The sequence below is a fragment of the Bordetella muralis genome (genome assembly GCF_965139205.1).
GTDB classification, from domain to species: domain Bacteria; phylum Pseudomonadota; class Gammaproteobacteria; order Burkholderiales; family Burkholderiaceae_B; genus Bordetella_A; species Bordetella_A muralis.
Window position 1 is genome coordinate 70,355 of record NZ_CBCSIU010000014.1, and the last position, 12,225, is coordinate 82,579.

Consider the following 12,225-nt stretch of genomic DNA (forward strand, 5'->3'; position numbering starts at 1 on the left):
GACTAGGTTTCTCACAAGCTGTTTTGTTATTCCAGTCCGCTAAAGGCGGAATCAGTTCTCGCACCCACTCCACTATGACAAAGGACGGGTGCAAACGTGGTCCAACAACAAGGGGTTATCTATGAATAGTCAGCGCCGTCAAGCATTGAGAATATTGTCAGGACTATGTGGGGCAGCCGCTCTCCCCCGCCTTGCGTTGGCGCAAGGACAGCGTTACCCGAATGGCCCCGTCACGGTGATTGTGCCGTACGGAGCTGGAGGCAGCACAGACGTGATCGCTCGCCTGTTAACGACGGGACTCGCAAAGCGTCTCGGTGCTGATTTTGTCGTCGAAAACAAACCAGGTGCAGCAGGCAACATCGGTACACGCCAGGTCGCCGTTTCTCCGGCGGATGGCAAGACACTGCTTTACTCCACCGCGACACCGTTCTGCATCAATCCCTATGTGTACCGCAGCCTGCCTTTCGACCCCGATCACGATTTCGCCGCCGTCTCTCGAACCGCCAAACTGCCGCTGGTCCTCGTGACACATGCGGGCCTGGGCGTAAAAACGATACAAGAACTGATCGAATACATCCGCAAAGATCCTTCGCGATGCAGCTTCAGTTCGTACGGCGTCGGTACGTCCAGTCATATCGCTTGCACCCTATTCAGCGAAAAGATCGGCTTTCCTAATCTACTACATGTTCCCTACAAAGACATGACAGCGATGTCGGATCTGGCCGCCGGGCGCAACACTTTTCAGATCGATGCGTGGTCAGTAGTCAGCCCACTCATAAAAGCAGGAAAGCTTGTTCCACTAGCGGTAACCAGCAACGAGCCGCTTCCCTGGGCGCCTGAATTGCCTACCATCGCAAGCGCCATCAAAAAAGACTACGAAGTGGTCACTTGGCACGCCTATTTCGCGCCACGCAAGACGCCGGCCGAGATTATCAATGTACTCAATAGCGAGCTGCAAAAAATCATTGATCAGCCGGCCGTACAACAGGCGTTTGCCGAGCAAGGCTTCCTTACTTACCCGGCAGCCTCTCCCGAGGAAATCGACCGCTTTGTCAAAGAAGACAAGATGCGCTGGAAGCAATATGTCGAAGCTGCTGGCATCAAACCGTCGTAGCCTACCGTATTAACGGAACGATCAGGCGTCGCCTACAGATGGTGATCGAGGTGTACCGCGCCAATGATCCACATCACTTGTGCCGGTCGGTTAGCTGGATTTGTCACGGCCCTCGACACAACGCCCCGGCCTACCGCAAATCACGATGTACGTGCGACGCGAGCCCGTTTCTTTCCCTCAATATCAGGCAACAAAAACGCGACAACGCCGAGCAACGGTAAATAGGCGCAAAGCTCATAGACATAGCTGATGCTCGTCGCATCCGCCAATTTGCCCAGCGCGGCGGCTCCCAGCCCTCCCATGCCAAACGCAAAGCCAAAGAACAGTCCGGCGATCATGCCGACCTTGCCAGGCACGAGCTCTTGCGCGTACACCACGATGGCCGAAAAAGCCGAGGCCAGGATGACCCCGATAATCACAACCAGCACGCCTGTCCAGAACAGATTGGCATGCGGCAACATCAATGTGAATGGCGTCACGCCCAGGATAGAAAACCAGATGACGATTTTGCGGCCAATACGATCCCCCACCGGCCCACCGGCAACGGTGCCAAAAGCGACAGCAGCCAGGAACAAGAACAAGTACAACTGCGCGGTGCGCACAGGCAAATCGAATTTGTCGATCAAATAGAACGTGAAATAGCTATTCAGGCTGGCCAAGTAAAAGTATTTCGAGAAAATCAGCAGTCCCAGCACGCCTAACGCGCCCAGCACTTGATGGCGAGTCAATGTCGTGCCGCCACTCGCCGCCTTTGCCTTGGGTTTAAGCAGCGCCCTGTTGGCGCCATACCAACGCCCTATTCCCACCAGCACGATCATGCCGAACAACGCGGCCAGGGAAAACCACGCGACGCTGGCCTGTCCGTGAGGGATGATGACCAGCGCAGCCAACAAGGGCCCCAGCGCCGAGCCCACATTGCCCCCCACTTGAAACAACGACTGCGCCAGGCCATGGCGCCCGCCCGAGGCCATGCGCGCAACCCGCGACGATTCAGGGTGAAATACCGAAGACCCCGTTCCTACCAACGCCGCGGCAACCAGCAGGTAAGGCAACGACGGCGCATAGGCCAGCAACAACAAACCCACCAGCGTAAATCCCATGCCGATCGGCAAGGAATACGTCGTCGGCCGTTTATCTGTGTACAGGCCGATGCCAGGCTGCAGCAAAGACGCCGCGATCTGATAGGTCAGCGTGATCAAACCGATTTCCGAAAAACTCAGATTGAATGAGTCTTTCAACATGGGATAGATGGCCAACAGGATCGATTGGATCATGTCGTTCATCATGTGGGCCACGCTGATCGCGCCCAGGACCTTGAACGAGGTCGACGATTGCGTCACGGACGCTGCAGAGACCGTGGGCGTGGCAGGTGCCGAAGATGCCGGCACGCCGTGGTCCGTCGTTGCAGCGGCAAAAGCAGGCTCAACCAGGCCTGCACCCGCAGGCATGGCGGAGACGGAGCCGGAATTGGCTGGTTGTGAAGAAGTCATAGATGTCAGCAAATCGCGTAGGAAATCAGAAACCGGACGGCAGCTCGCCAGGGATCTCGGGACCAGACAACGAATCGCCCACCCGCCCGAAACGCGAGGGCGATTACTGCAAACAAACAGTGTATAAAGTCCCTAATACACAAATATGCCAACTTTTATCGCAAAAGTGACAGAGTCACCATGCCCGCGCGCTCCATACCGCCACTGGACCCTACCCGCAGCCGCAACGCCGACGACTATCAGCACGTCCCGCGCCTGATCACAGCCCTGGCCAAGTCCTTTGTGCCCAACGCGACCACTGGACCGCACAGTCACCCGCGCGGCCAACTGGTGTATGCAATCGAGGGAGCCATGCGCGTCAGCACGCCCGACGGTTTCTGGACACTGCCGCCGCTGCGCGCCCTGTGGGTGCCGCCCGGGGTCACCCATGGCATCGAGATGGTGGGCACAGTGCAAATGCGTACCTTGTATGTGCGTGCCGATGCCGCCGAAGTCCTCTCGAAACACTGTCAGGTCATCGAAGTATCTGCCCTGTTGCGCGAATTGATCCTGGCCCTGGCCGCCGAGCCTATCGAATACGCGCTGGAGGGCCGGGGCGGGCAGATCGCCACGTTACTGCTGACCGAATTGCAGACCGCACCAACGATCCCGATCCAGATCCCCTGGCCCCAGGACCGGCGACTGCAGACTGTCTGCCGCGCCATTCTGGCTCAGCCGAGCCTGAACCGCACGGTGGACGATTGGGGCGACGAGGTCGGTGCCAGTGGCCGGACTCTCATCCGGCTGTTTCAGGCGGAACTGGGACTGAACTATCGGCAATGGGTGCAGCAGGTACGGCTGGCCGACGCCTTGCATCGCCTCTCTCTCGGCCAGCCTGTTACCCGCGTAGCCGCCGAGCTGGGCTATCACAGCCCCAGCGCGTTCAGCGCCATGTTCCGTCGGGCTCTGGGCGCACCACCACAAGCCTATCTGCGCGAGGCCTGAGCGCGCTATTCGGAATTCCTGTCAAGAACTCTGCCGACCTTCAATTTTCAGTATATTGATATATCTAGATTTGCAGATTTATAATTCGAAAAAACCCGATATACTGAATCCATACGACATGGACATTGATCTCATCATCAAAGCGCTGGCCAATCCGGTGCGCCGCGAAATTCTGCAGTGGCTCAAGACGCCCGAAAAGCATTTCTCCACCCAGGAACATCCCCTGGACATCGGAGTATGTGCGGGCCAATTCGAGCGCTGCGGGCTGTCTCAATCCACCATGTCCACGCATCTGGCTGTTTTGCAGCGCGCCGACCTGGTCACCACGCGCCGCATTGGCCAGTGGATTTTCTACAAACGCAACGAGGACACGATCTCGGCCTTTCTACGTGAACTAGGCCAGGATCTTTAGGGCCCACGCCCCTATTGACGTACGACTTCCCTCACCCCGCCACTCATTACACGACCCGAACCATGCCTACTCTTTTCGATCCCATCGCCGCTGGCGACCTGCAACTGTCCAATCGCATCGCCATGGCGCCCCTCACCCGCAACCGCGCGCCGGGCGCCGTCCCGACCGCTGACATGGTGACGTATTACACGCAGCGCGCTACCGCCGGCCTCATCATCACCGAAGCCACTGCGATCACCCATCAGGGACAAGGCTACGCGCAAGTTCCCGGCCTCTACTCGGCCGATCAGATCGCCGGCTGGAAACGCGTCACGGACTCCGTCCACCAAGCAGGCGGCAAAATCGTCGTGCAGTTGTGGCACGTGGGCCGTATTTCGCACAACGTGCTGCAGCCGAACCAGGGCGCGCCTGTCGCTCCTTCGGCCGTGCAAGCCAAATCCAAGACCTATCTGGTACACGATGACGGCACGGGCGAATTCGTCCCCACCTCTGAGCCGCGCGCCCTGGAATTAAGCGAATTGCCGGGCATTGTCGAGGACTACCGTCGCGCAGCGCGCGCAGCGATCGAGGCCGGCTTTGACGGTGTGGAAATCCATGCCGCCAACGGCTATCTGCTGGATCAGTTCCTACGCAGCGGCAGCAACCTGCGTACCGACGAATACGGTGGCAGCATCGAAAACCGCGCCCGTTTGCTGAGCCAGGTCGTCCAGGCCATCACCGAGGAAATCGGCGCCGGCCGCACCGGCATCCGTATTTCTCCCGTCACGCCCGCCAACGACGCCAGCGATCCCAACCCGCAGCCGCTGTTCGACCACGTCGTGCGCATCCTGGCTGGCTACAAACTGGCCTACGTGCACATCATCGAAGGCGCCACCGGCGGCGACCGCCATTTCCAACAGGGCGAGGCACCGTTTGATTACGCGGCGCTGCGCCGGACATATGAACAAGCCGGCGGCCAAGCCGCCTGGATGGCCAATAATGGTTACGACGGCAAGCTCGCCGAAGATGTTGTCGAATCCGGGCAGGCGGACCTGATCGCCTTTGGCAAGCCATTCATCGCCAATCCCGATCTGGTACGCCGCCTGCGCGAAGGCGCTGCACTGAACACGCCGGACAATACGACGTTCTATGGTGGCAGCACCAAGGGTTATCTCGACTATCCCGTGTTGGCCTGATGGCCTGCCTGCAGATGGGCCATGCGGCTCATCTGCTCTACTGAGCCAATGCCATGTCGATAGCGGACTCACAATGGATGAGGGTAGTGTCGAAGACGGGAACGGGGACATTGCTTTGGTTGAGTAACATTCCAACCTCCGTACAACCCAGGATCACGCAGTCCACTCCCTTTCCGACCAGGCGTTGCGCGATGCTTTCATAGATGGTGCGGCTAGCCGTGGTGATCATGTCCTGGCACAGTTCGTCGTAGATGATGCGATGCACTTCGGCTCGATCAGCGGCATCGGGCACTGTAGGCTGGAGCGCAGCTGCCTTGAGGCGATCGATGTAGAAGTCCTGCTCCATAGTAAACGCGGTAGCCATCAGGCCCGGGGAATGGAGGCCCGCTTTCTTGATTCGATCCGCCGTCGCATCTGCGATGTGCAGCAACGGAATGCCGACTGCCCGCATCATCTGGCCAGCCAGCTTGTGCATGGTATTTGTTGCCAGAACGATGAAGTCTGCGCCGCCACGCTCCAATGCCTTGGCCTCGGCATTCAAGATATATCCTGCCTCATCCCACTGGCCGCCGGCCTGCAGCTTCTCGATCTTTGCGAAATCCAGCGAACGGATCAACAGCTCGGGAGAATGCAGGCCACCAAGGCGCTGCCGGGTGATCTCGCACATCTTGCGATAGTAAATCTGCGTCGAGGCCGCAGACATGCCTCCCAGGATTCCAATTGTTTTCATAGCTTTCCAGACCGATCGCGGTGTTATCGTCAAACAAGAAATAGAGTTGCGGTAATCAAGAGAAGGTTGTCGTCATCAGCGCAGCCGTGGCCCAATTGGACAACCGCCGTAGCGCTCCTTGATGATGTGCCGGCCGGGCGCGCGACGATCTTTATCAAAAGCAGTCCTTGTCGGAGGTGCGTTGCTTTCGGGCCTCCACCAGCAGCGGCCAGGCCGCCATGGCCGAAGTGACGACGGAGTTCAGCTCGTCCGGGCCGGTCCCACCTCGCGCGCTCAGGCTCAGGCCCTTGTTGACAGTGGCGTAAAAGGCGGCGACCGCGCGGATGTCGGTTCCCGCGGCGACATCGCCGTCCTCAACCCCCTTGCGCAGCCGTGCGAAGAAGTTCTCGTCATTCGCCGCGCGCATTTCGCGCAGGCCCGCCATGAGTTCGGCAGACATGTCACAGGCTTCTCCGGCTGTCTGTTCGACCATACATCCGCTCGGGAAATCGGTACGAGAAAAGACAATGACGGCGTTGCGCAACAGGCCTTCAATACTTTCATACGCTGTCGGCAGTTCCATGATGCGCGATACGGCTTCCTTATGAAGCGCCACATAGTGATCGAGGGCTGCCCGATAGAGGCTCTCCTTGGAGCCGAAGGCTGCGTAGAGGCTGGGCGAGGCAATGCCCATGGCCGCCGTGAGGTCACTCATTGAAGCGCCGCCAAAGCCCTTTGCCCAGAAGACGCTCATTGCCTGTTCCAGCACTTCGTCTCGGTCGAAACTGACAGGGCGGCCCCGCTTTGGAGCGGGGGGCGTCGATCGGCGCGGCACCGTACAGTCTATTTTTTTACTGATCATTACATAATCCTGTTGCATCAGCAGAGTGGCGTAGATATCATTCTGTAATGAATGACACAAAATTAATTTAGCATAGGAATACCGTCATGAACACTCCCGCCCTCCCTCTCGCCGGTAAGCGAGCGCTGATCACCGGTGCAGCGCGCGGCATTGGCGCAGCCATTGCACTGAAGCTGGCCGAAGACGGCGCCGACATCGCTATCACCTACGAGAAATCGGCCGAAAAGGCCGAGGCCCTCGCCGCCAGGATTCGCGCCCTGGGCCGCAAGGCCGTCGCCATCCAAGCCGATGCCGCCAGCCCGGAAGCCGCGAAGACGGCGGTCGAACAGACCGTAGCCGACCTTGGCGGTCTTGACATCCTGGTCAATAACGCAGGTGTCCTCATCGCGGGTGACTTTTCCTCGCAGTCATTGGAAGAGATAGATCTGCAACTGAACATCAATGTACGCGGCGTCTTCGTGACCACCCAGGTTGCGTTGAAACACATCCCGAATGGCGGCCGCGTCATCACGATCGGCAGCAATGCGGGCCTGGCTGTCCCATTCCCTGGTATCGCAGTCTATGCGGCCACTAAATCCGCGATGGAGAGCTTCACTCGTGGTCTCGCCCGCGAACTGGGCTCTCGCGACATTACTGTCAATCTGGTCCGCCCCGGACCAATTGATACCGACATGAACCCTGCCGATGGCCCGCTCGCGCCGTCGATACTCCCGAACCTGTCGATTGCCCGCTATGGCAAGCCCCGAGAGGTCGCCGAGGCTGTCGCCTTCCTCGCCGGGCCAGGCGCCGCCTATGTAACCGGTTCAGGCATTCTTGTCGATGGCGGTATCAACGCCTGAGTACCACCCGAGGGGGACTGCTTCGTCAGGCCCTGTATGCACGGCAAATTCAGTTGAGTTCGCTATGACGAAAATCATGGCGAACAATGAGAGAGAAAACATGACAAAGATGATTGTCGTTTGCGCTGGCGACGCTAACACGAGATTTGATCGGGACTACTATGCGAATGCTCATTTTGCGCTGGCGAGGGCATGCTGGGAGCAGTATGGACTTCAATCTGTGGAAGCATTTTTCCCGTACGCCGAAGCCGGCGACTGGAAATCCATTGGCATCTACACCTTTTCCTCGGTGCAGGGAATGCATGACGCGCTGCAAAGCCCCGCAACGCAGCGAGTCATGGACGATGTGAAGAACTTCACCGACGCGCCAGTCGTGGTGCGTAGTTTGTTCAAGGAGCTGGGCCCATGAAGGCGCCGCCGTTCACGTCGTTGCATGCTCCGACAATGAACGAAGCTTCCGCAGAAACCAGAAAGGCCACGGCAACGACCAAGCGTCAATGATCGTCACTGACGCAAAAAGGGTCTCCGCAATGGAGACCCTTTTTAAATTTGGCGCGCCCGGCAGGATTCGAACCCACGACCCCTTGGTTCGTAGCCAAGTACTCTATCCAACTGAGCTACGGGCGCTGCAAGAAGAAGACTATAGCACGTTTTTTTATATCTATGCAAATGACAGATCGAGTCGTTGCGACGATAAACGGATTCCGTCGGATCTGTCCCTACAATGCCACCCGCAACCAATCGATAAACGCCGCCGCATGCGGATTGGCCGGCCGCCCCTGCGCGGGCAGCGCCATCAGGCGATCCGGAAATGGCACAAAGCCATATGGCGCAACCAGAGTCCCCTCCTCCAGCTCGCCACGCACCAGGCGCTGCTCTACCAGGGCGACCCCCAAACGCGACACCGCAGCCTCGATACAAAGATGAGTATGGGGAAACGTGATTTCGCTCGTCAGTCTCAGGTCCCGACCGGACAATCGGTGCCATTGCGTCCATGCGCTGGCGGTGAAATCGTGGGCGATACGTACCGTGGGTTTGCGCACGCCCTTTCGCCCTGGGGCGTGTACCGGGCCGAATGCCACCGGCGCCAGCGGTACCGCTGCAGCCAGATCGGCCTGCGAATAGGCCGCGCTGCTCAGATCCCAGGCAATCAGCAAATCGGCGCCTTCGCTGTGCAGTTCGCGGGCCGACGTCATGGACAAACGAATGCGGATATCGGGGTGCAGGCGATAAAAATCCGGCAGATGCGGCACCAGCCAGCGCATGGCGAACGTCGCGCTGCATGCCACATGCAGACCGGGATGACGGGCACGGCGCAATAGGCCTTCGTAGCCCGTTTCCAGTTGATCGAACAAGGGGCGGATCAAGGCATACAACTCCGCACCATGGGCATTCAGGCGCAACCCGTTGCCCTGTTTCTCAAACAGCGCGATCCCTGCGTGCTCTTGCAACATGCGCAATTGGCGGCTCACTGCGCCGTGCGTGCGATGCAGCTCGTGCGCGGCTGCGGTCACCGAGCCGGTGCGGGCAATGGCCTCAAAGGCTTTCAGGGCCGATAAAGGAGGAAGCGATCTCATGCAGAGAGTATGTGAGAAAAACTGACGTACTGCAAAGAATAATTCGATATCCCCAAACGGGGCGAATGCGTACGATTCCAGTCATCGTCACTCATTGCTGGACCGTCATGAATCAGTCGCTGTGGAATACCGTTGATGATTATTTTTCAGAGGTGTTGCATCTGAACGATCCTGCCCTCGAACATGCCCGGGATCGTGCGCGCGAGGCCGGGCTGCCACCTCATGAGGTGGCACCGAATCAAGGCCGCTTGCTGCAAATTTTTGCACAGATGGTCGGCGCCAGACGAATCCTGGAAATCGGTACGCTCGGCGGCTACAGCACCATCTGGCTGGCGCGAGCCCTGCCACCCTCGGGCCGGCTGGTTTCTCTGGAGCGCAATGCGGCGTATGCCGATGTGGCGCGCACCAATCTGGCCGCCGCCGGGCTCGCAGCCTGCACCGACATCATCGTGGGCGATGCACGCGACATCCTGCAGCAATGGGCCGCCTCGGATGCCGAGCCCTTTGACATGATTTTTCTCGACGCCGACAAGGCCGACAATCCGCAGTATCTGGAACTGGCATTGCGCCTGGCCCGCGATGGCACCATCATCGTGGGCGACAACATCATCCGCGGCGGACGCATCGCGGATCGCGAGGCAACTGACCAGCCTGATGTGTTGGGCGCCTGCCGTTTCCTGAAGACATTGGGCCACGATCTGCGGCTGACATCGACGGCGATCCAGACAGTGGGAATCAAAGGATGGGACGGCTTTTCGTTGGCGCGTGTATCGCGCTGACGGATAGCGCGACTGCGGTGTGCCGACCCGGCCAGCCGGCGTGCCGTACAAACAACGCATGAGGATCGCCAGCGAACCAGTGCCGGCTGGCTCAGCCCTGATGCCCGCCGGCGACGTACATTACTTGCCCCGTAATGTAGGACGCTTCGGGCGCGGCCATGAAGCAAATAGCAGCAGCCACCTCGTCTGCCGTCCCAACGCGGTGCATAGGCGTACCGGCCAGGCAGTCTTCGTACATCTCTCGTGTCCACGCCTGGTCCTGCTCGGAGAGCGGCTCGGTATTGCGCGGAATCGCACGCACACCATTATCCAGCGCGCCCGGCGACACGCAATTGACCCGCACGCCGCTGTCGGCCAGCTCTAACGCCATGCATACGGTCGCTGCATGCACACCGCCTTTAGAGGCGGAATACGGCACACGGTAGATCCCACGCGTCGCATTCGATCCTACATTGACGATCGCACCGCGGCCTTGCTTGCGCATCACCGGAACGACCTCCCGGCAGGACCAGAGTGTCGGCCACAACGAGCGATTGATTTCCCGCTCCACCTGTTCTGGCGTGTATTCCCAGAATGGCTTCATCCAGATCGTGCCGCCAACGTTATGCACCGACACGTCGATGCGGCCATGCGTATCCAACGCATACTGCACCATACGCTGCGCACCCGTATGGGTTTCCAGATCGGCGTCAATGAAGGATGCCTGCCCGCCCTGCGCACGGATTTCTTCGGCGACAGACATGCCTTGTTCGATAGCACGGTCCACCAGGACGAGCGTCGCCCCTTCGGCCGCGAGGCGTTTAGCCGTCGCACGCCCCACCCCTTGAGCCGCACCGGTGACCAGTGCAACCTGCTTTTCAAAACGGTTCATGTGAATACTCTCGAATTCAATGCGCACGCGACAGGTTGCCCGATACCGGCTCCGGCGATTTGACCTCTACCGCCAGCACGGCCAGCAACGCCCCGGCCAGCGGGATGGCCAGCGCCATGAAAAAACCGGAGGGGCCGAGTGCCGTCAGGATACCGCCGCCAATCCACGAGCCGACAATAGCGCCCGCGCGGCCGATACCGATAGACCAGCCTGTCGCCGTCGCGCGCAGGGCCGTGGGATAGGCCCCGATGACGAGATAGTTCAGCGCCAATTGCTGCCCGCCGATACCCAGGCCCGCTGCCCCGACCAGAATAAAGACCAGCGTCCAATTCGACCCCGCATAGCCCAACCCCAGCGCAATCGCGATGCCCAGGACAAACAAGACAATCAGCAACGATCGGGTCGACACACGCGGCATCACGGCCGACAACGGAATGGCGCAAATAATGAACACCAGATTCACGGCAAACGTGCCCATGGGCGCTTGATCCGCCGGCAAACCCGCAGCCTTGAGCACCGTGGGCAGCCATGACAGCAGCATGAACCATGCGACCCAATTCAATAGATACACCGCCCAGATCGCCAACGTCTTGCGAGCGTACCCGCCTGAAAAGAGCGCTTTGACACTGCCTCGGACCTTCGCCTCCTCCGGCACGGAAAACTGGGCGTCGGACGGCAACGCGCTCCGGGTGATTTTCGCCAGAATCCGGGCCACGTAGCTTTGCCCAGCCTGATCGCCACGCATGGCCTTGAATTGCAACGATTCCGGCAGGATCGCCACCAGCGCGAGCAACAAGACCAGCGGCGCCACGCCGCCGACAACGAAAATCCCTTCCCAGCCGATGACAGGCAGCATACGCGCAGCCAGCAGGCCGCCCAGCATGGCGCCCGCCGGCAGCCCCAGCAACACACCGGTAATGACGGTGCCGCGCAGGCGCGCCGGTGCGTACTCGGCAGCCAATGCCAGCACGATAGGCGTACAACCGCCCATACCCAACCCCGCAATAAAGCGCAGCACCAGGATGTGCCATGTCTCTGTCGCCCCCGCCGTCAACAGGGTCGCAATCGCAAAGGTCGCGACACCGAGCAGCGCCGCAGGACGCCTGCCGATACGATCGGCAACCAGACCCAGCAGCATGGCGCCGACGGTCATGCCGACAATCCCCGCCGTCAGTATGGGCGCGAGCTCACCGGACTCCAACTTAAAGGCAGTCAGGATCGCCGGCCCGGTAAAAGCCATTGCCTGGGTGTCAAAGCCGTCGAACAAAGCAATCAAAAAGCACAGGATCAAAACACGCCATTGAAAGGCGCTGACTCGCTCCTGATCGATCAGGGCGGGAATGGAAAGCGTTGCGGGCATGAGTGTCTCCTCGCGCAACCTGCGCGAGTGTTATAAAAATAATTGATGTCGTT

At 59.5% G+C, this 12,225-nt stretch carries 13 protein-coding genes and 1 tRNA gene; 7 read left to right on the plus strand and 7 right to left on the minus strand.

All coding sequences use genetic code 11. The features are described 5' to 3' along the window. Nucleotides 1-121 precede the first annotated feature (121 nt). Nucleotides 122-1,114, plus strand: coding sequence for a Bug family tripartite tricarboxylate transporter substrate binding protein (locus tag ACNA0I_RS18695; protein ID WP_415807539.1), 993 nt, complete (start codon nucleotides 122-124; stop codon nucleotides 1,112-1,114). Between the two features lie 140 nt (nucleotides 1,115-1,254). Here ACNA0I_RS18695 and ACNA0I_RS18700 read toward each other — a convergent pair whose 3' ends face one another. After that, complete coding sequence (locus ACNA0I_RS18700) at nucleotides 1,255-2,562, minus strand: MFS transporter (RefSeq protein WP_415807601.1); 1,308 nt, start codon at nucleotides 2,560-2,562, stop codon at nucleotides 1,255-1,257. A 222-nt stretch (nucleotides 2,563-2,784) separates the two neighbouring features. Here ACNA0I_RS18700 and ACNA0I_RS18705 point away from each other — a divergent pair, with 222 nt between their 5' ends. From ACNA0I_RS18705 to ACNA0I_RS18715, 3 genes are all read left to right on the plus strand, one after another. Beyond that, the gene (locus tag ACNA0I_RS18705; protein ID WP_415807541.1) at nucleotides 2,785-3,588 is read left to right on the plus strand and encodes an AraC family transcriptional regulator; all 804 of its coding nucleotides are present in this window, start codon (nucleotides 2,785-2,787) and stop codon (nucleotides 3,586-3,588) included. A 118-nt stretch (nucleotides 3,589-3,706) separates the two neighbouring features. Continuing rightward, nucleotides 3,707-4,000: an ArsR/SmtB family transcription factor gene (locus tag ACNA0I_RS18710; RefSeq protein WP_094822372.1), complete on the plus strand. Its 294-nt coding sequence runs from the start codon at nucleotides 3,707-3,709 to the stop codon at nucleotides 3,998-4,000. A gap of 62 nt (nucleotides 4,001-4,062) precedes the next feature. Continuing rightward, on the plus strand, nucleotides 4,063-5,175 hold the full coding sequence (locus ACNA0I_RS18715; RefSeq protein ID WP_415807543.1) for an alkene reductase: 1,113 nt from the start codon (nucleotides 4,063-4,065) through the stop codon (nucleotides 5,173-5,175). Nucleotides 5,176-5,212: 37 nt separating this feature from the next. Here the strand turns inward: ACNA0I_RS18715 and ACNA0I_RS18720 are convergent, their stop codons facing one another. Both ACNA0I_RS18720 and ACNA0I_RS18725 read right to left on the minus strand, forming a co-directional pair. After that, on the minus strand, nucleotides 5,213-5,905 hold the full coding sequence (locus ACNA0I_RS18720; protein ID WP_415807544.1) for an aspartate/glutamate racemase family protein: 693 nt from the start codon (nucleotides 5,903-5,905) through the stop codon (nucleotides 5,213-5,215). 154 nt (nucleotides 5,906-6,059) lie between these two features. Further along, the gene (locus tag ACNA0I_RS18725; protein WP_415807546.1) at nucleotides 6,060-6,746 is read right to left on the minus strand and encodes a TetR/AcrR family transcriptional regulator; all 687 of its coding nucleotides are present in this window, start codon (nucleotides 6,744-6,746) and stop codon (nucleotides 6,060-6,062) included. 86 nt (nucleotides 6,747-6,832) lie between these two features. Here ACNA0I_RS18725 and ACNA0I_RS18730 point away from each other — a divergent pair, with 86 nt between their 5' ends. Together ACNA0I_RS18730 and ACNA0I_RS18735 are read left to right on the plus strand one after the other, a co-directional pair. Then, entirely contained in the window at nucleotides 6,833-7,585 is a 753-nt protein-coding gene (locus ACNA0I_RS18730) for an SDR family oxidoreductase (protein WP_415807547.1), read from the plus strand. A gap of 64 nt (nucleotides 7,586-7,649) precedes the next feature. Next, complete coding sequence (locus tag ACNA0I_RS18735; RefSeq protein ID WP_415807549.1) at nucleotides 7,650-7,994, plus strand: EthD family reductase; 345 nt, start codon at nucleotides 7,650-7,652, stop codon at nucleotides 7,992-7,994. A 141-nt stretch (nucleotides 7,995-8,135) separates the two neighbouring features. On the opposite strand, the gene ACNA0I_RS18740 is transcribed toward ACNA0I_RS18735, so the two are convergent. Together ACNA0I_RS18740 and ACNA0I_RS18745 are read right to left on the minus strand one after the other, a co-directional pair. Beyond that, nucleotides 8,136-8,212, minus strand: a tRNA-Arg gene (locus ACNA0I_RS18740). Between the two features lie 92 nt (nucleotides 8,213-8,304). Next, the gene (locus ACNA0I_RS18745) at nucleotides 8,305-9,162 is read right to left on the minus strand and encodes a LysR substrate-binding domain-containing protein (protein ID WP_415807550.1); all 858 of its coding nucleotides are present in this window, start codon (nucleotides 9,160-9,162) and stop codon (nucleotides 8,305-8,307) included. Between the two features lie 107 nt (nucleotides 9,163-9,269). Here ACNA0I_RS18745 and ACNA0I_RS18750 point away from each other — a divergent pair, with 107 nt between their 5' ends. Next, nucleotides 9,270-9,941, plus strand: a complete 672-nt coding sequence (locus ACNA0I_RS18750) for an O-methyltransferase (RefSeq protein ID WP_415807551.1) — start codon at nucleotides 9,270-9,272, stop codon at nucleotides 9,939-9,941. 91 nt (nucleotides 9,942-10,032) lie between these two features. On the opposite strand, the gene ACNA0I_RS18755 is transcribed toward ACNA0I_RS18750, so the two are convergent. Together ACNA0I_RS18755 and ACNA0I_RS18760 are read right to left on the minus strand one after the other, a co-directional pair. After that, nucleotides 10,033-10,812 carry a 1,6-dihydroxycyclohexa-2,4-diene-1-carboxylate dehydrogenase gene (locus ACNA0I_RS18755; RefSeq protein WP_415807552.1) on the minus strand — a complete coding sequence of 260 codons (780 nt, stop codon included), beginning with the start codon at nucleotides 10,810-10,812 and terminating at the stop codon, nucleotides 10,033-10,035. 16 nt (nucleotides 10,813-10,828) lie between these two features. Next, the gene (locus ACNA0I_RS18760) at nucleotides 10,829-12,172 is read right to left on the minus strand and encodes an MFS transporter (protein ID WP_415807553.1); all 1,344 of its coding nucleotides are present in this window, start codon (nucleotides 12,170-12,172) and stop codon (nucleotides 10,829-10,831) included. Nucleotides 12,173-12,225 lie beyond the last annotated feature (53 nt).

Coding starts and splice junctions, on each gene's coding strand:
- ACNA0I_RS18745 (WP_415807550.1), bottom strand. CDS start 9,162: ATGAGATCGCTTCCTCCTTTATCGGCCCTGAAAGCCTTTGAGGCCATT.
- ACNA0I_RS18720 (WP_415807544.1), bottom strand. CDS start 5,905: ATGAAAACAATTGGAATCCTGGGAGGCATGTCTGCGGCCTCGACGCAG.
- ACNA0I_RS18695 (WP_415807539.1), top strand. CDS start 122: ATGAATAGTCAGCGCCGTCAAGCATTGAGAATATTGTCAGGACTATGT.
- ACNA0I_RS18750 (WP_415807551.1), top strand. CDS start 9,270: ATGAATCAGTCGCTGTGGAATACCGTTGATGATTATTTTTCAGAGGTG.
- ACNA0I_RS18735 (WP_415807549.1), top strand. CDS start 7,650: ATGACGAAAATCATGGCGAACAATGAGAGAGAAAACATGACAAAGATG.
- ACNA0I_RS18715 (WP_415807543.1), top strand. CDS start 4,063: ATGCCTACTCTTTTCGATCCCATCGCCGCTGGCGACCTGCAACTGTCC.
- ACNA0I_RS18700 (WP_415807601.1), bottom strand. CDS start 2,562: ATGCCTGCGGGTGCAGGCCTGGTTGAGCCTGCTTTTGCCGCTGCAACG.
- ACNA0I_RS18755 (WP_415807552.1), bottom strand. CDS start 10,812: ATGAACCGTTTTGAAAAGCAGGTTGCACTGGTCACCGGTGCGGCTCAA.
- ACNA0I_RS18705 (WP_415807541.1), top strand. CDS start 2,785: ATGCCCGCGCGCTCCATACCGCCACTGGACCCTACCCGCAGCCGCAAC.
- ACNA0I_RS18760 (WP_415807553.1), bottom strand. CDS start 12,172: ATGCCCGCAACGCTTTCCATTCCCGCCCTGATCGATCAGGAGCGAGTC.
- ACNA0I_RS18710 (WP_094822372.1), top strand. CDS start 3,707: ATGGACATTGATCTCATCATCAAAGCGCTGGCCAATCCGGTGCGCCGC.
- ACNA0I_RS18725 (WP_415807546.1), bottom strand. CDS start 6,746: ATGATCAGTAAAAAAATAGACTGTACGGTGCCGCGCCGATCGACGCCC.
- ACNA0I_RS18730 (WP_415807547.1), top strand. CDS start 6,833: ATGAACACTCCCGCCCTCCCTCTCGCCGGTAAGCGAGCGCTGATCACC.